The sequence below is a fragment of the Agromyces sp. LHK192 genome, assembly GCF_004006235.1.
Classification (GTDB): Bacteria; Actinomycetota; Actinomycetes; order Actinomycetales; family Microbacteriaceae; genus Agromyces.
The window spans coordinates 3,548,753-3,570,255 of record NZ_CP034753.1 but is presented as its reverse complement, the minus strand read 5'-3'; the positions used below and the strand labels follow the sequence as shown (position 1 = coordinate 3,570,255).

The window sequence follows — 21,503 nt, the reverse complement described above, 5'->3', positions numbered from 1 at the left end:
CCACGGGCGGGTCGGTGGGATCGACCGGGGGATCGGTGGGATCGACCGGCGGGTCGGACTCGGCGGGCGGATCCGACGGCGGGGTCGGGGTCTCGGTGGCGAGCGGGGCCTCGGTCGCCGCGACGACCGGTTCCTCCGCCTGCGCCGGTGAGACGCCGCCGAGGGCGAGGACCAGGGCGGAGCCCGCTGCCCACACCGCGAGCGTGGCCCGCCGGGCATGCGCTGCCCGGATCGGTCCTCGGTGCTCTCGCGATGCTCTGCTCGACGCCATGGATCTTCCGTTCGTGCGGCCGGAAGGCCGACACCGTCAGTCTCGCACCCGCCGCCGACGGCGCACAACACCCGATCGGGCATGTTCGCCCCCCGTTCGGGTCAAGGTCCGCCGACGGGGCAGGCTCGTTCAGCCGAGTCGTCCGGCGACCTCCTCGGCCGCCGCGACGAGGGCGCCGACCGCGACGAGGTCGACCACGGCCTCGATCTCCGGGGCCACGAACCGGTCGGGTCCGGGGCCGCCCGAGGCATCCGTCACGATCGTCGCGGCCCGCCCCGTCGCGGGGGCCGGAGCGAGCGGCGCGCGCAGTGCGAGGCCTCGCGACGCGGTGAGCAGTTCGATCGCGACGACGCGCCCGAGGCCGTCGATCGCGCGGCGCAGCTTGCGCGCGGCGGCCCAGCCCATCGAGACGTGGTCCTCCTGCATCGCCGACGAGGGGATCGAGTCGACCGAGGCGGGTGCCGCGAGGCGCTTCAGCTCGGACACGATTCCGGCCGCCGTGTACTGCGCGATCATGAGGCCGGAGTCGACGCCGACCTCGTGCGCGAGGAACGGCGGCAGGCCCTGGTTGCGCGCCGGGTCGAGGAACCGGTCGGTGCGCCGCTCGCTCATCGAGGCGACGTCGGCGACCGCGATCGCGAGGAAGTCGAGCACGTACGCGACGGGGGCGCCGTGGAAGTTGCCGTTCGACTCGACGCGGCCGTCGGGCGTGAGTACGGGGTTGTCGATCGCGCTCGCGAGCTCCGCCTCGGCGACGGATGCCGCGTGCTCGAGCGTGTCCCTCGCTGCCCCGTGCACCTGCGGCGCGCAGCGCAGCGAGTAGGCGTCCTGCACGCGCGTGCACTCGGGACCGCGGTGGCTCGCGATCACGGGGGAGTCCGCGAGCAGCGCGCGCAGGTTCGCCGCCGAGACCGCCTGTCCGCGCTGCGGGCGCAGCACGTGCAGGTCGGCTGCGAACACCGCGTCGGTGCCGAGCAGGCCCTCGACGCTGAGCGCCGCGGCGAGGTCGGCGGTCGTCAGCAGTCGGCGCAGGTCGTGGATCGCGAGCGCGAGCATGCCGAGCATCCCGTCGGTGCCGTTGATGAGCGCGAGACCCTCCTTCTCGCCGAGGCGAAGCGGCGGGATGCCGGCGGCGGCGAGCGCCGACGAGGCATCCGTCGTCGTCCCGGGCGAGGCGACGTCGGCGCGGTCGATCACGCGGACCTCGCCCTCGCCCATCGCGACGAGCGCGCAGTGCGCCAGGGGTGCGAGGTCGCCCGAGCAGCCGAGCGATCCGTACTCGCGCACGATGGGCGTGATCCCGGCGTTCAGCAACGCCTCGTAGGTCTCGCACGTCTCGCGGCGGACGCCCGTCCGGCCGGTCATGAGGGTCGAAAGTCGCAGCAGCATGAGCGCGCGGACGACCTCGGCCTCCACGTCGGCGCCCGATCCCGCGGCGTGCGAGCGGACGAGGCTCGCCTGGAGCTGTGCGCGACGGTCCTCGGCGATGAACGTGGTCGCGAGCGCGCCGAATCCGGTCGAGATGCCGTAGTGCGGTTCGGGGTCGTCGGCGAGCGCCTCGATGATGCTGCGGCTCGCGGCGACCTCGTCGAGCGCCGCCGGATCGAGCGTGACGGATGCCCCGTACCTCGCGACGGCGACGACCTCGTCGATCGTGAGCGGGCCCGTGCCGATGACGACCTCGGCGACGGCGGGGATGACGGTCGTGGCGCTCATGATCCGATTCCATCCCGGTCGTGCGCTCGCCGCAGGCTCCGCGCGTAGGCTGGCGTCCGGGATACCGGACAGGCAGCGCCGATGCGGACGCGAAGGGAGGCGGCGATGGCCCACGAGAAGCCGAAGGTGCCCGCCGCCGACCAGACGCTCGCGATCCTCGCCCACCTCGCGACGCAGCGCGGCCCGGTGCCGGCCGCGACGATCGCCGCGGCGCTCGACCTGCCGCGCTCGACCGTCTACCACCTGCTCGCCGTCATGCAGGAGCGCGGGTTCGTCGTGCACCTGCCCGAAGAGCGCCGGTACGGTCTCGGCGTCGCCGCGTTCGAACTGTCGAGCGGATTCAGCAGGCAGCAGCCGCTCGCACGCCTCGGCCGCCCGCTCGTCGCGGCGCTCGTCGACCGGGTCGGCGAGTCCGGTCACCTCGCGGTGCTGCACGGACGCGACGTGCTCTACCTCGTCGAGGAGCGCGCACCGCGGCGCCCGTCGCTCGTCACCGACGTCGGCGTGCGCCTGCCCGCGCACCTCACCGCGACCGGACGTGCGATGCTCGCCGTGCTGCCGCCCGCGCAGCTGCGGGCGCTGTACCCGGACCGCACGGCGTTCGCGGCTCGGCAGGGCGCACCCGAAGCGGATGCCCCGGACTGGACGTACGGGCGACTCAAGCGCGTGCTCGAGCGCGTGCGACACGACGGCGTGGCCGGCGAGCACGGCGAGGTCACACCGGGGCTGGCATCGGTCGGGGCCGTCGTGCTCGACCACGTCGGCTGGCCGGCGGCGGCGATCGCGGTGACGTTCGCCGAACCGGCCGATGCCGACCGGGCGCGTGAGATCGGCGAAGCGGTCCGGGATGCGGCGCGGACGCTCTCGCGCCGCATCGGCGCGCACCGCTGACGCGCGACCGAACCGCACACCCAGCTTCCGTTCACCTCGCGTCGCTAGCGTGACGCCGAGCACGATCATCGCCGGACCGGCGATCCCGACACCCGACCCCGACCCGCCCACGAGCGCGGGCGCCGAGCGCCGAGAGCCGAGACGACGACATGACCACGCTTGCCACCGCCGACCACGGCTTCACCGGACTCACAGGCTTCGCCGCCGACGTGCTCAACGCACTCGGCGACGTGGGCGTCGGCGTGCTGGTGTTCCTCGAGGTGCTGCTGCCGCCGATCCCGAGCGAGGTGATCCTGCCGTTCGCGGGGTACCTCAGCCAGGCGGGCGACCTGAACCTCGTGTGGCTGATCGTGTGGTCGACCGTGGCATCCGTCGTCGGCGCGCTCGTGCTGTACGCGCTGGGGGCGGCGATCGGCCTCGAACGCGCGATCCGATGGATCGCGTGGACGCGACTGGTGAGCCGCACCGACCTCGAGCGCGGTGCGGAATGGTTCCACCGGCACGGTCGCGCATCCGTGCTGTTCGGCCGCATGATCCCGGGCGTGCGCAGCCTGATCTCGCTGCCGGCCGGCGCCGACCGGATGCCGCTGGGCTCGTTCGTCGTGTTCACCGCCATCGGGTCCGGCCTGTGGAACACGCTGCTCATCGGCGTGGGGGCCGCGCTCGGCACCCAGCACGCGCTGCTCGAGGAGTACCTGCAGTACCTCGACTACCTCGTCTACAGCGCGATCGCGATCGCCCTCGCGGTGCTCGTGTTCCGTCGCATCCGCGAGGCGCGCCGGTTCGGGCGCGACGACGTCGCCGACGCAGCGGAGTAGCGCGGAGCGCGTCGTCGCCGTTCGCCCGGGCCGCGCGCTCAGCGCCGCGGCGCCAGCCAGCGGCGCAGCGCGCGCGTCACGAACGGCAGCACCCAGTACGCCATGATCGGCGTGAGCACGAGCGTCGTCGCCAGCACGCGCAGCCACAGCGGCAGGTCGTTCCAGCCGGGCACCGGCGACAGCAGGTAGCTGAACGCGAGGTTCACGGGGAAGAACCCGAGCCAGATCGTCGTCGCCTGCTTCCAGCGCGGGGGTGCGGCGGGCAGGTCGACCGACGAGGCGGATGCCCCGGCATCCGGATCGATCGCCGAGATCGAGCCCGTCGGCGGCTCGTCGAACCAGCCCTCGATGCCGGTGCGGCGGCGGCTGCGTTCGCTGCGGACGAACCCCTCGCCCATCGAGAGCCACCAGGTGCGCTCGTTCGACCGCTCCCACGCGTCGAGGGTCGCCTCGTCGGCGAAGCGGTACAGCATGTGCCAGACCGTCGAGTCGTCGCCCGCGCGCACCCAGCCCGACCCGAGGAACCCGGGGTACTTGTTGGCGAGGTTGACGCCGGTCTGCACCCACACGGTCGCCTCGGAGATACGCGAGGGGTCGACCTCTCGACGGATCGACACGGTGATGGGCTGGTTCGCAGTCATGGGGGAGCGCCTTCTCGGGTGCCCGCGGGGGTGGTGCGGGAACGGAGGGTGATGGCAGAGGTGCCCGCGGTGTTCCGCGAGCCCCTCCGGCGGTCAAGTGTAGGCGGGCGATGTTGCGAGGTCGTTTCGAGCTGCTGCCTCACGAGCGTGCCGCCTCGTAGGGTGGCGGGATGGTTGCTTACGAGGTCTCGCAGATCGGCGCGCTCGACGACTGGCGCTCGCACTACGGCGGATTCCGCCCGGACTCCTCGCGCGACGGGCGCCGCGTCGTCGATCACGAGCTCACGATGCAGTTCATCGGCATGACCGCGAACGCGATGGCGCCGGGCGAGGAGGCCGGATACTGGCACCGTCACTCGAGGGTCGAGGAGCTCTACGTGTTCCTCGAGGGCCACGGGCAGTTCGCGGTCGACGACGACGTGCTCGACGTCGGCCCGGGCACGGTGGTCCGTGTCGGGCAGGGCGCCTGGCGCACCTGGCGGTGCCCACCCGAGCAGTCGGGCGAGCTGCGGTGGCTGTGCATCCGCGCCGGCGGGAGCGAACTGCCCCACCTTCCCGACGACTCCGAGCGCGGCCTCGACCGGCCGATGCCGTGGTGACCGTGCCCGGCCGGTGACCGTTTCGGACGGGTGACCGGTGACCGGTTCGGGCCGGTGATCGGCCCGGGCCCGATCAGGTCGCCAGCACCGCGATCGGCTCGGTCGTCGGCTCGGGGGAGCCGCCGGCGGGTTCGACGGTGATGCCGACGGCGACGCCCGGTTCGAACGCGCCGTCGAGGATCCGCCACGTCTCGCCGTTGCGCACGTCGAAGGTGCCCGCCGAGACCACGGAGTCCTCGCCGATGTACCAGAGCTCGTACGTGCGGCCCTCGCCGACGTCCTCGAGCCCCTCGGCGATGATCGCGCTGCGTCCCTGCTCGGCCGAGGAGACGAGGGTCACCTCGCCGCCGCCGGTCACCTGGGCGGTCGTCTGCTGCGCGTCGGATGCCTCGGCGAGCGACGCCATGTCGCGCTGCGCGCCCCAGCCGTTCGGGCCGCCCCAGTTGACGCCGACGATCGCGGTGCCCACGATCAGCACGACCGCGGCGGCGCCCGCGAGCAGCACCCCGAGACGCCCGCGCCGGCGCCGACGCTCGGCGAGCTCGTCGGGGACGACCGGCGCGGGAGGTTCGGCGGGTGCGGTGCGCGCGGCGGGCTCCGCCGGTGCGACCGGCACCGTGGCCGGCGCCGGGGCGCTCGGCTCCTGCTCGATCCCGTCGAGCCGATCGAAGATTCCTGCCTTCAGGCTCGGCGGCGGCTCGACGGGCGCAACCGTGCCGCCGAGGGCCTCGGTCGCCGCAGCGCGGAATGCGTCGACCTCCTCCTGGAGTTCGGGCGCGGTCGCGAGGGCGCGCTCGAATCGGGCGCGGTCGAACTCGTCGAGCGCCCCGAGCGCGTATGCGGGCACGAGGTCGCGCAGGTCGTCGGGGACGCGCGGGGAGGAGGCATCCGGCCCGGTCATGTCGTCACCCCCAGCACTTCTCGCAATCGGATCATCCCATCACGCAATCGGGTCTTCACGGTTCCGAGCGGAACGTCCAGCCTCGCGGCGATCTCCGACTGCGTGCAGCCCTCGTAGTAGGCGAGCGCGAGCGCCTCGCGCTGCGCGTCGCTGAGCGCGCCGAGCGCCGTGGTGACGCGTTCGTGCTCGACGCGGGTCTCGACGATCTCGGCGACCTCGTCGACCGGGACGTCCAGGTCGCGGGCGCCGACCCGGAGGTCGCGGTCGTGCGACGCCTGCGCGGCGCGCACGCGGTCGACCGCGCGGCGATGCGCGAGGGTGAGGAGCCACGCCATCGCGTCGCCCTTCGCCGGGTCGAACCGCGCGGCGGTCTGCCAAGACTCGAGATACACCTCCTGCGTCACCTCCTCCGCCTGAGCGGCGTCGACGAGGAGCCGCCGGACGAGGCCGAACACGCGAGGAGCGGTGGCGTCGTAGAGCCTGCTGAAGGCATCGCGGTCGCCGGTCGCGGTCGCGCGCAGCAGGTCGCCGAGCGTTGGGCTCGGCGGCTCGACGCCGCCGGCCGCCGTCGTTTCGCCGGTGTCCGCCACGCGGACAAGCATGGCAGAGGGCGTTCGGGTGCCCCGCCCCTCGCGGGCGGCACGGCTGTGTGGTAGTCGAACATCGGTCATCCGAACGTGAAGGAGTAGGCGTCGACGCCCGCGGGGAGCTCGACGTCGAGGACGCCGGTCGTCGAGGCATCCGACTTCCGGAGGAGGTGGGATCTCGGCGCTCCGGCCACCTCGATGCGCTCGGTGCGGTCGCCGTCGCGCACGACGACGGTGCCCTCGCCGCCGAGGACGATGCGTACCTCGCTGGCCGTGTACGACAGCCGCACGCTCGCGGCGTCGGAGCCGGAGCCGGAGTCGGCGGCGGGCGAGATCGACTGGGTGCCGAGCTCCCAGTCGCCGTCGAGCGCGAAGCTGTCGCGCGGCTGGTCGTCGGGCAGGGCGAACGACGTGGTCGACCTCCGGTACGGCTCGTCGCCGGCGAAGTTCACCTGCTTGGTCGTGCCGAGGTACGTCTCGGGCGTCGTCGAGCCGGCCGACGGAGTGTCGTCGGCGACCTCGGTCGGCTCGGGCAGCTCGGCGCCCGGGGAGGCATCCGCCAGGAGTTCCCGGATGAGCCCCTCGGTCGCCTCGTAGTGCCCCTCGCCGAACGACACCTGCCGCACCGTGCCCTCGGCGTCGATGAGGTAGTGCGCCGGCCAGTACCGATTGCGGTAGTTCGTCCACGTCGAGAGCGTGTTGTCGAGCGCCACGGGGTACTCGATGCCGAAGTCGGCGATGCCCGCCTGCACGTTGCGCGGCTCCTTCTCGAACGCGTACTCGGGCGAGTGGATGCCGACGACCGAGAGTCCGGCGTCGCGGTACGCCTCGTCCCACGCGACGACGTGCGGGATCGACCGCTGGCAGTTGATGCACGAGTACGCCCAGAAGTCGACCAGTACGACCCGGCCGCGCAGGTCCTCCAGGTCGACGCCCGCGCCGCCGTCGGTGTTGAACCACTGCTGGATGCCCCGGATCGACGGCGCCGTGCCGCACGACTCGAGCTCCGACGCCCCGTTGGTGCAGTTCGAGAGTTCGCGGTTCTCGTCGGTGACGAGTCCGCCGAGGTCGAGCGCCTCGGTCACCTCGTCGGACTGCGCGAGCTGACGCTGCAGGTCGGCCGTGTAATCGGGCACGAGCCGCTGGAGCGCCTGCGGCAGGTTGAACGCGAGCCCGACCGCGAGCGCGATCATGACGACGCCGCCGGTGATGCGGATGCCCCGCTGGTGGCGGCGGAACGTCGACAGCCGCTCGGCCATGCCTCGGCCCGCGAGCGCGAAGAAGAGCAGCGGCGCGGCCGTGCCGATCGCGAACGAGAGGGTCAGCACCACGGTCTCGAGGCCGATGCGCCCGGTCGACCCGGCGACCGTGATCGCCGCGAGCACGGGTCCCGCGCACGGCACGTACACGGCCCCGAGCGCGAGGCCGAGGCCGAACCCGCCGCGATCGGTGCCGACCGCCTTCCGCGGGATCCACGCGAACGGCTTCTCGAGCAGCTCCTCGAACCGCGGCACGATGAGGCCGATGCCGATGAGGGCCAGCACGACGAGACCCGTCCAGCGCAGCACGTCCTGCGGGAGGCCGAGGAGGCCGAGCAGCACCGAGCCGACGAGCGTGACGAGGCTGAAGCTCACCACGAGGCCGGCGATCACGAGATAGGGGCGCCAGCGTGACGGCTGCCGGGTGGCGTCGGCGTCGTCGCGGCGGGCCCCCTCGGCTCCGCCGGACAGCAGGATCACCGGGAGGACGGGCAGGATGCACGGCGAGATGCCGGTGATCAGGCCGCCGGCCAGGCCGATCAATGCGAGTACGAGCACGGGATACCTCGTTTCGGGAGTCATCCGTGATTCGGAGCCGAGGCCCGATCCGATTGGATCGCGATTCCTCCAATCCGTCTCCGTGAGGTCTCCGAATCCCTCGTGACGGCCCGCCTTCGAGTCGTCAGACGAACAAGGAGGAGATCCCATGCGATCGATCCGCAGCACCCGCACCGCGTTGGCCGTGTTCTCGATCACGGCGGTCGCGGCACTCGGCCTCGCCGGCTGTTCGATGGGCGGCAGCACGTCCACCGAGTCCGACGAGCCCGCCATGTCCGAAGAGGCCGCTCCCAGCGAAGAGGCGATGGAGATGGACCCGGCCGCGAACCTCGTCGGTCCCGGCTGCGCGGCCTACGCCGAGGAGGTGCCCGACGGGCCTGGCTCGGTGGTCGGCATGTCGCAGGACCCCGTGGCCGTCGCGGCATCCAACAACCCGCTCCTGACCACCCTGGTCTCGGCGGTCTCCGGGCAGCTGAACCCCGACGTGAACCTGGTCGACACGCTCAACGGCGACGAGTTCACCGTCTTCGCACCGGTCGACGACGCGTTCGCGAAGATCGACCCGGCCACCATCGAGTCGCTGAAGACCGACACCGACACGCTCACCGCGATCCTCACGTACCACGTGGTTCCCGGTCAGCTCACCCCCGACGAGGTCGTGGGCACGCAGAGCACGGTGCAGGGCGGCACGGTCGAGGTCACCGGCTCCGGCGACGAACTCATGGTCAACGACGCCGCGGTCATCTGCGGTGGCGTGCAGACGGCGAACGCCACCGTCTACCTGATCGACACGGTGCTGATGCCGACCATGTGACCGGGCCTCGCCCATCCGAATCCGCTGCGACCGCCGCATCGTGCGGCGGTCGCAGCACCGATCCAGCGTCACAGCCGCAACCCAAGGAGGAACTCATGCGCAACTCACCGAACCGGATCGTCGCCACGGTGTTCGGCGCCGTCTACCTGCTCGTCGGACTGCTCGGCTTCGCCGTCACCGGCGGCGTCGGCTTCATCGCCACCGAGGGCGGCCTGCTGCTCGGCATCTTCCAGGTGAACCCGCTGCACAACATCGCGCACCTGCTCATCGGCGCGGCCCTGCTCATCGCCGGGCTCGTCAGCGCGACCGCAGCGAAGACGGTCAACACCGTCGTCGGCGCCGCGTACCTGCTGCTCGGCATCGTCGGCTTCTTCCTCGCCGGAACCGCCGCGAACATCCTCGCGCTGAACACGGCGGACCACATCCTGCACCTCGCGAGCGCCCTGGTGCTGCTCGGCGTCGGCGTCGGCGTCGAACGCGGTGCTGGCCGGACCCGCGCGGTCACGGCATAGGGAGCCGAAACCGTGCGCGCACTGCTGCCGACCCTCACCCGAAGCTGGCCGATGCTCGCCGCCCTCGGCGCCGGGCTCGTGCTGGTCGCGGTCGGCGCCGGTGCACTCGACGGCGCGATCAGGGGGATCGCGACGTCGGTCACCCTGGCCGGGTGCGGTCTGACCGCACTCGGCTGGGGTGTCCTCGCCCTTCGGGCGGGAGCGATCCCGGCCCCGACGGCGACGCTCGGTGCCGTCGTCGGGGTGCTGCTGCTCACCGCGGTGCTCCTCTCGAACGGCCTCGCCGCGGAGTTGGACCTCGCGGCCCTGCCGCTGCTGGCTGCTGACGCCCTGCTGCTGGTCGTCGGGATCGGTGCGGCCCTCGCGCTGCGCCGCGGACAGCGCGGATCGGTCGGGCGCGGTCGCCAGCACGGCCGCCCGTCCGAACCCGTCGGCACGTCGCTCGTCGGCATGGCCGTCGGGGCCGCACTCGTCGCCGCCCTGGCGACGCCGGCGCTCGCCGGCACCGAGGCCGGCGGTTCCGCCGTGCCGCACGGCGAACTCCACGGCATCCCCGACGGCGTCGGCGGCCACGCCCACTGAGGATCGGGCGCGCCGCGCCGCGCCGCCTTCCCGTTGCATGGGGAAGGAACCGGCGGATGCTTCAGACGAAGCCCGGCAGGTCGAGCCAGGCGTCGGGCGCCGCGTCGACGCCCTCACGGATGACGGTGCCCTCGATGAGTCCGTACGGGCGGTCGGCCGCGATGAACACCTCGTTCGGGTTGTCGAGTCCGAACGGCGAGAGGTCGACCGTGAAGTGGTGCTTGTTCGGCATGGCGAAGCGCACCTCGGCGAGCTCGGGTCGAGCGTCGATCGCGGCCTCGCCCATCGCGAAGAGGGTCTGCTGGAGGGCGAGCGAGTGCACCGACGCGAACGTCGCGAGCAGCACGTCGAGCACGTCGGCGTAGAGGCCGTTGTAGTCGATCCCCGCCTCGACCGCCTCGGGAAGGAAACGCCAACGACCCGTGACCGAGGTCGCCATGATGCGATCGGATGCCTCGGCCAGCGTCGTGTACCGGTCGCGGTGGAAGCCGGAGAACTCCGAGCCCGTCGACTTCAGCACGACGAGGTCCTTCACGCCGCCGGTCACGTGCACCTTCCCGCCGACCCGCTGCACCGCCGCGAGCCGCGTCGCGCGACCCGACCGCACGAACGAGTGGTCGTGCGGGCGGCCGTCGACCGTGATGCGCTCCCACTCGTATTGTTCCGCCTGCCAGAGGCCGCCGTCGATCCACTCGTACCCGTCGACGAAGTGCGCGCCGAGCTTCAGCAGGAACTCCTCGGGCGAGGGGATGCCGTGCTCCTTCGCGAACGCGAACGCCGTGTTCTTCTGCGTATCGGTCGCGATGACGAGCGAGTTGTCGCCCGTCAGGTAGGAATCCTCGAGCGCGGCGCCGCGCAGCTGGCTCGTGACGTTCAGGTCGACGATCTCGTGCCGTGCGGTGTCGCGGACGATCCGCACGATGCGGTTCTCGGCCTTGCCGTACTTGTTGGCACCCAGGCGGACAGCGGCCACAGGTCAGCTCCCTCGGTAGGTGGAATAGGCGAACGGGCTCAGCAGCAGCGGCACGTGGTAGTGCCTGGAGGTGCCGTCGTCCGCGACCTCGACGCTGAAGGTCACGGTGACGAACGGGTGGAACGACGGGACGCCGCGCGCGGCGAAGTACTGGCCGGTCTGGAACGTGAGGGTGTAGTCGCCCGCGTCGAGCAGGTCGGGGCCGATCGCGAGCCGCCCGTCGGCGTCGGTGACGCCCTCGGCGATCGCCGACTTGTGCAGGCCAGGCTTCCAGTGCGCGAGCGAGACCGCGACGCCGGCGGCCGGGTCGCCGGTCGCGGCATCCAGGATGTGGGTCGTCAGGTGGGTCATCGTTCCTCCGATGCGGGCTCGTCGGGGCCGGTGACGGTCGATCGCAGCCTGAGCAGCGCGATCTCGGCGAGCTGCCCGGTCGCCTCGCGGGCCTCTTCGGCGTCGTCGTTGTCGAGCCGGCGTTCGAGCTCGGCCAGCATCTCCTCGGGCGAACGCCCGGCGGCACGGATCAGGAACACGCGCCCGAACCGCTCCTCGTACCGGCGATTGCCGTCGGCGATCCGCTCGGCGACGTCGACCGTCGCCGTCGACATCGACGACTGCTCACGACGCGAGGCGGATGCCTCGGCGCCGGTGCCGGGGGCGCGCTCGCCGATGCGCGGGTGGTGCGCCAGCGCGGCATCCAGGTCGATGCGCGACCAGACGGCGGCGAGGTCGGCGGCGGCCGCCGCGAGCGCATCGACCGACGGGTACGGGCGGCCGGCCTCGAGCTCGTCGGCCCAGGCGGGGATCGCCGCCCACACGGACGCGGTCGCGCGGGCGGCGTCGGCGTCGAGGGCGTTGAACTCATCGATGCGCATGCGGCTCCTCTCCATGGCGACGCTACCGCTGTCCGGCGTGCACGAGGTCGGAGATCTCCCGCTTGTGCTCGTTGAACGCGGCGCTCGTGAGGTCGCGCGGCTCGGGCAGGTCGATCTCGACGATCCGGCTGATGCGGCCCGGTTCCCCGTGCGCCGCGCCGCCCGTCATGACGACGACCCGGTCGGCGAGGAACACGGCCTCCTCGATCGAGTGCGTGACGAACACGACCGTCGTGCCGGTCTCGACGTGGATGCGCTTGAGCTCGGCCTGCAGGTCGGAGCGGGTGAGCGCGTCGAGCGCGCCGAACGGCTCGTCCATCAGCAGCACCCGCGGTTCGTTCGCGAGCACGCGGGCGATCGCGACGCGCTGTTGCATGCCGCCCGAGAGCGCGCCGGGGTACCGGTCGGCGAAGCGGCTCAGGCCGACGGCCTCGATGAAGCGGTCGGCGAGCTTTCGCACGCGCGCCCCGGGGACGCGGCGCCGGCGAGGGCCGTACGCGACGTTCTCGCGCACGGTCAACCACGGGAACAGCCCGTAGTCCTGGAACACGACGCCACGGTCGGGCCCGGGCGCGGTGACGGGTGCGCCGCCGACCTCGACGGCGCCCTCGGTGGCCGTCTCGAAGCCGGCGAGGATGCGCAGCACGGTGCTCTTGCCGCACCCCGAGGCGCCCACGATCGCGACGAACTCGCCGGGTGCGATCGCGAGGTCGACGTCGGCGACCGCCAGCACCCCGGTGTCGTCGTCGCCGTATCGCTTGCCGAGCGCCTCGAGGCGGACAGCGGCGGAATGCTGGTGATTCATCGGATGCTCCGGTCGATTCACTTGATGAGCGGGCGGCCGCGGGTGAACAGCCGGAATGCGCCGACGAGCAGCCGGTCGGAGAGGAATCCGGCGGCGCCGATCACGATCATGCCGACCACGACCATGTCGGTGCGGACGACGTCGCGGGCGAGGATGATCGACGAGCCGAGGCCGACGCTGACCCCGACGGACTCGCCGAGCACGAGCACGACCCAGGCGATGCCGAGTCCGACGCGGAGGCCGTTCATCACGGCCGGCGCGGACGCCGGCACGACGACCTGCGTCAGGATCTCCCAGCGTCTGGCGCCGAGCATCTGCCCGGCCTCGACGAGCCGTTGCGGCACCTCTTTCGCGCCGCTGATCGCGCCGAGCACGATCGGGAAGAACGCGGAGAGGGCGATGAGGAAGATCGTCGCCTGGTCGCCCCAACCGATGAGCAGGCCCACCAACGGCACCCACGCCGTCGCCGGGATCGGACGGAAGAGGTTGATGAAGGGGTCGAACAGGGAATCCATCGTGTACGAGCGGCCCATGACGATGCCCAACGGAATCCCGATGCCGCAGGCGATCGCGAAGCCGACGAGGATCCGCAGACTCGAAGCACCGAGGTTCACCCAGAGGTCGCCTGAGGACGCGTCGTCGCGGAGTCCGCCGAACGCGTAGTCCCAGAGCGAGACGACGACGTCGCCGGGCGCGGGCAGGTAGCCCATGCGGATGCCGACGACGGGGAGTTCCCACGCCTGCTCGCGGCCGATCTGCCACACGATGAGGAACAGGATCGGCACGGGGAGGGCCAGCAGGAACCGGCGCCATCGGGTCGGTCGCGCTGCGCTGCGCCGGGGTGGGCGCGTGGTGTCGGATGGGCGGGCCGCGCGCTGCGCGGTCGCATCCTCGGTCGTGGTCTCGGCCACGCGGTCCTCGCTTTCGGGAAGGTGCTCGCCCCCTGCAGAGGGCTGGGGCGGCGCCCGGCGAGTGCCGGGCGCCGCCGAGGTCAGGATGCGAACGAGGTGTCGACGATGTCGTCCGCGGTCGGCGCCTCGTCGATCAGGCCGATCGAGGCCATGGCCTCGGCGAGGGCCTCGAGCTGGCCGACGTACTCGTCGGAGAGGTCGGACCGCAGCCAGAAGTTCTCGAGCGCCGACTCGAACACGGACTGGTCGCCGCCGAACTCCTCGACCATGCCGGGGAGCCACTCGTCGATGTTGTCGGCCATGTACTCGGTGGTCGCGGCGTGCGTGTCGACGACCTTCTGCACCACGTCGGGGTGCTCCTCGATGTACGCGCCCGTCGTGATGAGGCCGATGTTGACCTTGCCGATCGGCGTCGAGTACGGGTCGACGACCTCCTCACCGCCGTTGCCCTTCGCGATCGAGACGCCGATCTCGACCCCCATGAAGGCCGCGATGTCGCCCGCCGCGAACGCCGTCGCCATCTCGGGGACGGGGATGGCCGTGAGCTCGAAGTCCTCGGGCTGGAGCCCGGCATCCTCGATGAGCAGTCGCAGCGCGACCTCCTGGGCGGAGCCCTGGATGATCCCGATCTTCTGGCCGGTGAGTTCCTCGAGCGAGGACTCGCCGTTGCCGATGAAGCCGGATCCGCCGTCGGCCGCGCTGGCGACGACCTTCAGATCGCGGTCCTGCGCGATCGAGGCGATCGACGGCGTGACCCCGGAGATCGCGAAGTCGATCGAGCCCGAGGTGAGGGCGTCCGACAGAGCGGGGGTGGTGTCGAGCGTGACGACCTCGAACTCCACGCCGTCGACGGCGTGGTCGGCGTAGAGGAACGGCTGGTAGAAATGCGGCTGGCCGCGCAGGGTGCCGATCTTGACGGTGACCGTCTCGCCCTCGGCGGCCGGGGCCGGCTCGGGCGAGCCCGCGCAGCCCGCGAGGGCGAGGGCGGATGCCGCGAGGAGGGCGGCGGTGGCGATGAGGCGGTGCGGGCGTGAAGGCATGTGCGTGTTCGCTCCAGGAAGGTGGTCCGGGTCGGGGGGACGGGTGGGACTCCTGTCATTCAATGACCGGTGCGCACCGTGGGTGTGACCGCCGTGTAACGGCTCCGTTAAGTCATCGCTTAAGGCCGATGCGGGCACGGCGGTCCCTTGCGCCGGCCGGCCCTGCGGCCTCTACGATGACGACGACCACGAGAACGGAGCACGGATGCCCGAAGCATCGACGGCGCAGATCGGCGCCCGCCTGCGGCGCATCCGCACCGCGACCGGCCGGTCGCTCGCGTCCGTCGCACGGGAGATGGGCATCTCGTCGAGTGCGCTGTCGCAGATCGAGACGGGCGCCATGCAGCCCTCGGTCAACCGCCTCATCGAACTCGTCGGCGTGCTCGGCGTGCCGGTGTCGGCGATCTTCGGCGATCTCGACGTGTTCGCGCCCCCACTCGGCGAGGAGCAGGGCGACCGCGCCGGCGAACCGCTGCCCGGCGTGCTGGTGTCGATCGGCTCCGGAGACGACACGGCCGCACACCTGGGCGGCGGCGTCACCTATCGCCGGCTCGCCCCCGCGACGCCGGCCGGCGTCGACTGGTTCGAGTCGACGTATCCTCCCGGCTCGTCGTCGAGCGCCGACGGCGCGATGCTCGTGCACGCCGGCTACGAGAGCGGGCGGGTCGTGCTCGGCGAACTCGTCTTCCAGTTCGAGGACGGCTCGGTGCGGCTCGGGCCAGGGGACTCGCTCTCGTTCGCAGCCACCAGACCGCACCGCGTCGTCAACGACACCGGCGAGGTCGCGGTCGCGATCTGGCTGACGGTCAGTGGGTCGTGAGGGCGGCGGGTGGGCGAATGACGCGACGTATTCTCGAACTCATTGCCGTCTTCACCGGAGTCTGCATGCTCATCTTCGTGGCAATCGGCTCGTTCGTGACGGTGGATGGACAGTTGCTCGAGCAGTTGCCGGAGGCTGAGGATAGCCGAATGGCAGGCACGGACATCCCCGCCGCTGTCTACGTGTTCGGTGCTGGGAGTGCGGCACTCGTGTCCTCGGTCGTCCTCGCGTTCCTCACGAGGGGGTTCGTGCGCGACTGGCGCGCGCGAAGCGCCCAACTCGATCCGTTGCGCGCCTCGGCCGCATCGAGGCCGTTCGAACCAGCGCCTTTGGACGAGGGGGAGCGCATCGCTGAAATCGCGGCGTCGCGCGATCCTCACCCCAATTCCAGCGCCGGAAGCCCTCGGCGCTTCGATCAGACTCGGGGAAAATTCGGCCTTCGACGGACCCCGGGCGAATCTCGTTGGCAGATCAAGGGTCACCTCGTGCCGGCGCGGGGCGTGTATCGCAGACGATTCATGCCAGGGGTGCTCATTCTCGTCGTCGTATTCGTTGCATCGGCCGTTGGTGTCCGGATGGCAACGACGATCTCAGTACAGTTCGGGCTCGTCCTCGCTCTCGGAACGCCTGCGGTCTTCGCGGCGGTGTGGCTCGGTGGTGCGGGCCTGCGTCTCATCGGTCGCGGTCGGGATCGGACCGTTGCGCAGATCGTCGGTGATAGTGCGGCCGTGGTGTTCGCGTCGAACCGTACAGCACGGTCGAATGAAGTACTCGCCTCGACTGTCGGTGACGGCCCGGTTCGTCTCTCCCACGAATTCAGCGTCGTCCTGGGCGCGGACGGGCTGTCGATCTGGGACGGCCCGGCGCGCGAGCCGAGCTGCATGGCCACAATCAGTTGGCACCTGGTTTCCGGCGTGCAGGTCGGCCGGGTCCGGTCGGAGAGTTCGACCGGGTTGGGACTCAGGGTGAGTCTGCGCGACACGAAATCGATCGAGTTTCAACCCGTCGGTGGGGGATTCATGGGCGTGTTCTCGTTACCCGCTGCTGAGGTCGAGGAGCTTGCCGCTCAGCTCGACCGGATGCGGGTCGCGAACGCGGCTCCTTGATGCGACGAGTCACGGCTCAGCCTGTCAGCGGTCGTAGACGTCGCGGCGATGCCCGAGTGTCACCACGACCACCAGGAGGACGTCGTCCTGGACCGTGTAGATGATCCGGTAGTCGCCGACGCGGACCCTGAGGCCGTCACGTCCCTGGAGCGCCTTCGCCCCCGGCGGCCGGGGATCCTGACCGAGCAGCGCGATCGCACCGCGGATGCGATCACGGTCCTGATGGTCGATGCGCTTGAGCGCTCGGATGGCGGCGGGTCGGAGTTCGATCCGATAGCTCACTCCCAGCCCAGGTCCTTCTTGACCTGGTCCCACGGAACGTTCTCGCCCTCTTCGGCCATCGCCGCATCGAACGCGGCGGCATCCTCGGCGTCTTCGAGCGCCTCGAGCATGCGCTCGTACCGCTCGTGGCTCACCACGACGGCAGCGGGCCGTCCGCGCCGCTCGATGATGACGGCCTCCCGCTGGGCGCGGGCGATCACGTCGGACAGGTGGCTACGGGCATCCGCGACGCTGACGTTGGACATGCTGCAATTGTACATTTGGAATGATCGTGTGTACATGATGCGAGCGCGTCAGGTCTCCGGATCCTGCGCGAACCCGCCGCCCAAGCGCTGCGTCACACGAGTGTTACCTCCGGGAAACCCCGCGGCGCACGTTAAGCAATAGCTTCACGGCATGACCTCCAGCCGTACCGTCTTCCGGGCCGCCCGCGCGTTCGTCGACGGGCGGTTCCGGCCGGCGGCGGTCGTCGTCGACGACGGACGCATCGCACAGGTGCTCGGGATCGACAACGCGGTGCCAGGCGCGACCGAGGTCGTCGTTCCTGAGGACGCGGTGCTCCTGCCCGGCCTCGTCGACTCGCACGTGCACGTCAACGAACCCGGCCGCACCGAATGGGAGGGGTTCGCCTCGGCCACGCGAGCGGCGGCCGCCGGCGGGGTCACGACGATCGTCGACATGCCGCTGAACTCGATCCCCCCGACGACCACGGCCGAGGCGCTGCGCATCAAGCGCGCGGCGGCCGAGGCATCCGCTCGGGTGGACGTCGCGTTCTGGGGCGGTGCGGTGGCCGACAACCTGGGCCGCCTCGGGCCGCTGCACGACGCAGGCGTCGTCGGATTCAAGTGCTTCCTCTCGCCGAGCGGCGTCGCTGAGTTCGGCCACCTCGACCGGGAGCAGCTCGACGCCGCGATGCACGAGATCGCGGCCCTCGGCTCGCGGCTCATCGTGCACGCCGAAGATCCCGACCTGCTCACCGGCGAGGGCCCGCTCGGGCGCGGCTACGCCGGCTTCCTCGCGTCGCGGCCGCCCGAGAGCGAGGCATCCGCCATCGACGCCGTCATCGCAGCCGCGCGGCGCAGCGGCGCGCGGGCGCACATCGTGCACCTCGGCGACGGTGCCGCGCTGCCCGCGATCCGCGCCGCGAAGGCCGACGGCGTGCACCTCACCGTCGAGACCTGCCCGCATTACCTGACCATCACGGCCGACGAGATCCCCGACGGCGCGAGCGAGTTCAAGTGCTGCCCGCCGATCCGCGAGCGCGCCCACCAGGACCTGCTGTGGGAGGGCGTGCTCGAGGGCACCATCGACGCGATCGTCAGCGACCACTCGCCGTCGACCGCCGACCTCAAGCACGCCGGCGACGGCGACTTCGGACTCGCCTGGGGCGGCATCTCGGGGCTCCAGGTCGGGTTCGCCGCGGTGTGGACCGAGGCGCTGGCGCGGGGCATCCGACTGGAGACGCTCGTGCCGCTGTTCACGACCGGGCCGGCGGCGGTCGCAGGCCTGACCGGGCTGGGTGTCATCGAAACGGGGGCGCCCGCGCACCTCGCCGTCTTCGGACCTGAAGACTCGTATGCCGTGCACGCCGCGGAACTGCACCACCGCAACCCCATCAGCGCGTACGACGGCCGCGAGCTCACCGGTCGCATCCGGCGCACCTGGCTGCGCGGTCGACCGGTGTTCGACGTCGACGAGGCAGCGTCGGTTGCCGCTGCGTCGAGTGCCGGGCCGCGCGGCCGCCTGCTCCACGCAGGGGAGGCCGGCGCATGACCGTCGAGATCCTCCAGCCCGGGCGCGGCGACCGGCCCGGCGACCACTACCTACCCGCTCGGCCCGACACGATCATGTGGGGCCGGCTTCCGTGCGAAGCGGATGCCCCGGTGCTCGACATCGCACCCGGGCAGACGGTCACGATCGACACGGTGAGCCACGAGGGCATCCTCGAAGACCAGGGCAAGGACCCGCTCGCCTGGTTCGGCGCGCAGGGCGTGGCGGCCGGCGACGTGCTCGAGGACGCCATCACCATCGCCGCTGAACGCTCACGCGACCCGCTCGCCGACGGACCGCATGTCGTCACCGGACCGATCCGCGTCGCGGGTGCGCGCCCGGGCGACCTGTTGAAGATCACCGTCGAACGGCTCGTTCCGCGTGTGCCGTACGGCGTCATCTCGAACCGGCACGGCAAGGGCGCGCTCGTCGGCGAACTGCCGCGCGGCGAGCACAACGTGAGCGTGTTCAGCCCAGTCGAGGTGCGCGACGGCGGGCTCGTCGGGGTGCTGCCGCTCGTCGAGGGCGGCGACCGCGTCATCGAGTTCCCGCTCGCCCCGTTCCTCGGCACGATGGGCGTCGCCGTCGCTGGCGACGTACGCCCGCACTCGGTGCCGCCGGGCGCGCACGGCGGCAACGTCGACATCAAGCTGCTCGTCGAGGGTGCCGTGCTCTACCTGCCGGTGCAGGTCGACGGGGCGCTGGCCTACGTCGGCGACCCCCACTTCGCGCAGGGCGACGGCGAGGTCGCACTCACCGCGCTCGAGGCGTCGCTGCGGGCGACGCTGCGGTTCGACGTCGTTCCGCGCGAGCAGGCGCTCGCCGCGTTCGGCGATCTCGCGGGGCCCCTCGTGCGCACGCCCGACTACCTCGTGCCGACGGGGCTCGACCCCGACCTCGGCGAGGCGATGCGCCGGTGCGTTCGTGCCGCCATCGACCTGCTCGGCGCGCGCTACGGCATGGCGGAGCACCTGGCCTACGCCTACCTGTCGGCCGCGACCGACTTCGACATCTCGCAGGTCGTCGACCTCGTGTGCGGGGTGCACGCGCGCATCCGGCTGGCCGACTTCGCCGCCGTCGGCATCGCAGACGAGGCGGTCGGCCGCGCGCAAGGGGTCCGCGCATGACCGGGTTCCCCGACGACATCCCCGCCGACCTGTTCACGGCGTTCGACCGGTACGAGCGGGCGATCCTCTCGAACGACCTCGACGCGCTGGATGCCGCGTTCGCGCCCGGCGACCGCACGATGCGCGGCGACGGCGCCGGCCTGCTCGTCGGACACGACGCGATCCACGCGTTCCGCAGCCTGCGCGGCGGGGTGCCTTCAAGATCGATCGAGCGGATCGAATACCGCCCGCTCGCCGACGGCATCGCGCTGCTCGTCTCGGTGTCGCGGTTCCACGACGGCGGCACCGGACTGCAGACGCAGGTGTGGGAGCGACACGACGACGGATGGCGCATCACCGCCGCGCACGTGACACCGAGGCCGCAGGCCTTCGACCGGACGATCTGGCGGGTGGTGGGCGACCCGCTGGCTCCCGCAGATGCGGAGTCGGGCGGCGCGATCGCCGGGCTCGCCGTCGCGGTCAAGGACGTCTTCGCGGTCGCCGGCCACCCGATCGGCGCCGGAAACCCGGCCTTCCTCGCCGAGGCACGCCCCGAAGGCGCCGACGCAGCCGCGGTCGGCGCACTCCGGCGCGCCGGCGCCGTGGTCCGCGGCATCGCCCGCACCGACGAGTTCGCCTACTCCATCGCCGGCGACAACGTGCACACCGGAACCCCGCCGAACGGCGCGCTGCCCGGCGCACTCCCCGGAGGCTCGTCGAGCGGACCGGGGTCGGCGGTCGCGACCGGCCAGGCCGACATCGGGCTCGCCACCGACACCGCGGGCTCGGTCCGCGTGCCCGCGTCGTACCAGGGGCTGTGGGGCATCCGCACGACGCACGGGCTGGTGCCGCGCGACGGGATGCTGCCCCTCGCACCGTCCTTCGACGCCGTCGGCTACCTCACGCGCGACGCTGAGACGCTGCAGCGTGTCGTCGACGCGGTGCTCGACACGGTGCTCGACACGGCGCTCGACGAGGGGCCCGTCGGCGACCTGCCGTGGCGACTGCTCGTCGCCGACGAGGCCCTCGCCGCCACCGAGCCCGAGACCGCCCGGGCGTTCGAGGCGCTGCTCGTCCGGCTCGCGGCATCCGACGACGGTCCCCGCCTCGGACGCGTCGCGATCGGCGAACTCGACGAGTACGCGGTGCCGTTCCGCACCGTGCAGGGCGGCGAGGCGTGGCGCAGCCATGGCGCGTGGGTGACCGCGCACCCGGCCGCACTGGGCGATGCGGTCGCGGCCCGGTTCGCCGCGGCATCCGAGGTCACCGCCGAGGCCGAGGCCGCCGCGCGCGACGACCTCGCGGCACTCCGCGAGCGCCTGCATCACCTCGTGCGCGACGCCGTGCTGATCCTGCCCACGGTGCCCGGGCCCGCACCCGCGCGCACGGTGGTCGGCGCAGCGGTCGACGCCGGACAGGCCGACAGGATCCGCAGCGACACCCTGCGTCTCACGACCCCCGCATCGGTCGCCGGGCTGCCCGCGATCTCCATCCCGCTGCTCACGGTCGACTCGCCCCTCGGCGCAGCGCCCGTGGGGGTGAGCCTCATCGGCGCCCCCGGCAGCGACCGCGCGCTCGTGCGCACCGCCCGCCGGCTCGCAGCCGTCGCGTCGCCGATGGATGCCCCGTGAGCGTCTCGATCTCAGCCCCGACCCCTCCCGGAGAGGAC

The 21,503-nt window shown here is 72.0% G+C and carries 24 protein-coding genes; 11 read left to right on the top strand and 13 right to left on the bottom strand.

Annotation, left to right across the window (positions count from 1 at the left end; translation table 11 throughout):
- Nucleotides 1–400 precede the first annotated feature (400 nt).
- Entirely contained in the window at nucleotides 401–1,987 is a 1,587-nt protein-coding gene (gene hutH / locus ELQ40_RS16225; RefSeq protein WP_127794618.1) for a histidine ammonia-lyase, read from the bottom strand.
- A gap of 105 nt (nucleotides 1,988–2,092) precedes the next feature.
- Here hutH and ELQ40_RS16220 point away from each other — a divergent pair, with 105 nt between their 5' ends.
- The gene (locus ELQ40_RS16220; protein WP_127794617.1) at nucleotides 2,093–2,878 is read left to right on the top strand and encodes an IclR family transcriptional regulator; all 786 of its coding nucleotides are present in this window, start codon (nucleotides 2,093–2,095) and stop codon (nucleotides 2,876–2,878) included.
- Nucleotides 2,879–3,027: 149 nt separating this feature from the next.
- Complete coding sequence (locus tag ELQ40_RS16215) at nucleotides 3,028–3,696, top strand: DedA family protein (RefSeq protein ID WP_127794616.1); 669 nt, start codon at nucleotides 3,028–3,030, stop codon at nucleotides 3,694–3,696.
- 38 nt (nucleotides 3,697–3,734) lie between these two features.
- Here ELQ40_RS16215 and ELQ40_RS16210 read toward each other — a convergent pair whose 3' ends face one another.
- A complete protein-coding gene (locus ELQ40_RS16210; RefSeq protein ID WP_127794615.1) occupies nucleotides 3,735–4,337 on the bottom strand; it encodes an antibiotic biosynthesis monooxygenase in 603 nt (200 codons plus the stop codon).
- A 170-nt stretch (nucleotides 4,338–4,507) separates the two neighbouring features.
- Between ELQ40_RS16210 and ELQ40_RS16205 the strand changes: the two genes are divergently transcribed.
- Nucleotides 4,508–4,936 carry a cupin domain-containing protein gene (locus ELQ40_RS16205; RefSeq protein WP_127794614.1) on the top strand — a complete coding sequence of 143 codons (429 nt, stop codon included), beginning with the start codon at nucleotides 4,508–4,510 and terminating at the stop codon, nucleotides 4,934–4,936.
- A 73-nt stretch (nucleotides 4,937–5,009) separates the two neighbouring features.
- Here the strand turns inward: ELQ40_RS16205 and ELQ40_RS16200 are convergent, their stop codons facing one another.
- The 3 genes from ELQ40_RS16200 to ELQ40_RS16190 all read right to left on the bottom strand — a co-directional run bounded on the left by ELQ40_RS16200 (nucleotide 5,010) and on the right by ELQ40_RS16190 (nucleotide 8,241).
- Nucleotides 5,010–5,837, bottom strand: coding sequence for an anti-sigma factor domain-containing protein (locus ELQ40_RS16200; RefSeq protein ID WP_127794613.1), 828 nt, complete (start codon nucleotides 5,835–5,837; stop codon nucleotides 5,010–5,012).
- Nucleotides 5,834–6,439 carry an ECF RNA polymerase sigma factor SigK gene (sigK, locus tag ELQ40_RS16195; RefSeq protein ID WP_127794612.1) on the bottom strand — a complete coding sequence of 202 codons (606 nt, stop codon included), beginning with the start codon at nucleotides 6,437–6,439 and terminating at the stop codon, nucleotides 5,834–5,836. The genes ELQ40_RS16200 and sigK overlap by 4 nt, the downstream gene beginning before the upstream one ends.
- Nucleotides 6,440–6,504: 65 nt before the next feature.
- Entirely contained in the window at nucleotides 6,505–8,241 is a 1,737-nt protein-coding gene (locus tag ELQ40_RS16190; RefSeq protein WP_370296449.1) for a cytochrome c biogenesis protein DipZ, read from the bottom strand.
- A 148-nt stretch (nucleotides 8,242–8,389) separates the two neighbouring features.
- Here ELQ40_RS16190 and ELQ40_RS16185 point away from each other — a divergent pair, with 148 nt between their 5' ends.
- The 3 genes from ELQ40_RS16185 to ELQ40_RS16175 all read left to right on the top strand — a co-directional run bounded on the left by ELQ40_RS16185 (nucleotide 8,390) and on the right by ELQ40_RS16175 (nucleotide 10,149).
- Nucleotides 8,390–9,055: a fasciclin domain-containing protein gene (locus tag ELQ40_RS16185; RefSeq protein ID WP_127794610.1), complete on the top strand. Its 666-nt coding sequence runs from the start codon at nucleotides 8,390–8,392 to the stop codon at nucleotides 9,053–9,055.
- Between the two features lie 95 nt (nucleotides 9,056–9,150).
- Nucleotides 9,151–9,567, top strand: a complete 417-nt coding sequence (locus ELQ40_RS16180) for a DUF4383 domain-containing protein (RefSeq protein ID WP_127794609.1) — start codon at nucleotides 9,151–9,153, stop codon at nucleotides 9,565–9,567.
- Nucleotides 9,568–9,579: 12 nt separating this feature from the next.
- Entirely contained in the window at nucleotides 9,580–10,149 is a 570-nt protein-coding gene (locus tag ELQ40_RS16175) for a hypothetical protein (protein ID WP_127794608.1), read from the top strand.
- Nucleotides 10,150–10,210: 61 nt separating this feature from the next.
- On the opposite strand, the gene pucL is transcribed toward ELQ40_RS16175, so the two are convergent.
- From pucL to ELQ40_RS16145, 6 genes are all read right to left on the bottom strand, one after another.
- Nucleotides 10,211–11,122, bottom strand: a complete 912-nt coding sequence (gene pucL, locus ELQ40_RS16170; protein ID WP_127794607.1) for a factor-independent urate hydroxylase — start codon at nucleotides 11,120–11,122, stop codon at nucleotides 10,211–10,213.
- Nucleotides 11,123–11,125: 3 nt separating this feature from the next.
- A complete protein-coding gene (uraH, locus tag ELQ40_RS16165; protein ID WP_127794606.1) occupies nucleotides 11,126–11,473 on the bottom strand; it encodes a hydroxyisourate hydrolase in 348 nt (115 codons plus the stop codon).
- Nucleotides 11,470–11,994 carry a 2-oxo-4-hydroxy-4-carboxy-5-ureidoimidazoline decarboxylase gene (gene uraD, locus ELQ40_RS16160; protein ID WP_127794605.1) on the bottom strand — a complete coding sequence of 175 codons (525 nt, stop codon included), beginning with the start codon at nucleotides 11,992–11,994 and terminating at the stop codon, nucleotides 11,470–11,472. The genes uraH and uraD overlap by 4 nt, the downstream gene beginning before the upstream one ends.
- 22 nt (nucleotides 11,995–12,016) lie before the next feature.
- Nucleotides 12,017–12,799, bottom strand: a complete 783-nt coding sequence (locus ELQ40_RS16155) for an ABC transporter ATP-binding protein (protein ID WP_127794604.1) — start codon at nucleotides 12,797–12,799, stop codon at nucleotides 12,017–12,019.
- Nucleotides 12,800–12,816: 17 nt separating this feature from the next.
- Entirely contained in the window at nucleotides 12,817–13,710 is an 894-nt protein-coding gene (locus ELQ40_RS16150) for an ABC transporter permease (protein WP_205649361.1), read from the bottom strand.
- Nucleotides 13,711–13,790: 80 nt separating this feature from the next.
- Nucleotides 13,791–14,750, bottom strand: coding sequence for an ABC transporter substrate-binding protein (locus ELQ40_RS16145; protein ID WP_127794603.1), 960 nt, complete (start codon nucleotides 14,748–14,750; stop codon nucleotides 13,791–13,793).
- Nucleotides 14,751–14,955: 205 nt separating this feature from the next.
- Here ELQ40_RS16145 and ELQ40_RS16140 point away from each other — a divergent pair, with 205 nt between their 5' ends.
- Both ELQ40_RS16140 and ELQ40_RS16135 read left to right on the top strand, forming a co-directional pair.
- On the top strand, nucleotides 14,956–15,570 hold the full coding sequence (locus ELQ40_RS16140; RefSeq protein WP_127794602.1) for a helix-turn-helix domain-containing protein: 615 nt from the start codon (nucleotides 14,956–14,958) through the stop codon (nucleotides 15,568–15,570).
- A gap of 17 nt (nucleotides 15,571–15,587) precedes the next feature.
- Nucleotides 15,588–16,676 (top strand): hypothetical protein, encoded by a 1,089-nt coding sequence (locus ELQ40_RS16135; protein WP_127794601.1) that lies wholly within the window; start codon nucleotides 15,588–15,590, stop codon nucleotides 16,674–16,676.
- 24 nt (nucleotides 16,677–16,700) lie between these two features.
- On the opposite strand, the gene ELQ40_RS16130 is transcribed toward ELQ40_RS16135, so the two are convergent.
- A complete protein-coding gene (locus ELQ40_RS16130) occupies nucleotides 16,701–16,958 on the bottom strand; it encodes a type II toxin-antitoxin system RelE/ParE family toxin (RefSeq protein ID WP_127794600.1) in 258 nt (85 codons plus the stop codon).
- Nucleotides 16,955–17,203, bottom strand: coding sequence for a type II toxin-antitoxin system Phd/YefM family antitoxin (locus ELQ40_RS16125; protein WP_127794599.1), 249 nt, complete (start codon nucleotides 17,201–17,203; stop codon nucleotides 16,955–16,957). Before ELQ40_RS16125 ends, ELQ40_RS16130 begins: the two co-directional genes overlap by 4 nt.
- Before the next feature lie 151 nt (nucleotides 17,204–17,354).
- On the opposite strand from ELQ40_RS16125, the gene allB reads away from it, so the two are divergent.
- The 3 genes from allB to ELQ40_RS16110 are packed head-to-tail and all read left to right on the top strand — an operon-like array spanning nucleotide 17,355 to nucleotide 21,465.
- Nucleotides 17,355–18,731 (top strand): allantoinase AllB, encoded by a 1,377-nt coding sequence (allB, locus tag ELQ40_RS16120; RefSeq protein ID WP_127794598.1) that lies wholly within the window; start codon nucleotides 17,355–17,357, stop codon nucleotides 18,729–18,731.
- Nucleotides 18,728–19,855 carry an acetamidase/formamidase family protein gene (locus tag ELQ40_RS16115; protein WP_127794597.1) on the top strand — a complete coding sequence of 376 codons (1,128 nt, stop codon included), beginning with the start codon at nucleotides 18,728–18,730 and terminating at the stop codon, nucleotides 19,853–19,855. The genes allB and ELQ40_RS16115 overlap by 4 nt, the downstream gene beginning before the upstream one ends.
- A complete protein-coding gene (locus tag ELQ40_RS16110) occupies nucleotides 19,852–21,465 on the top strand; it encodes an AtzH-like domain-containing protein (RefSeq protein WP_127794596.1) in 1,614 nt (537 codons plus the stop codon). The genes ELQ40_RS16115 and ELQ40_RS16110 overlap by 4 nt, the downstream gene beginning before the upstream one ends.
- Nucleotides 21,466–21,503: the final 38 nt, after the last annotated feature.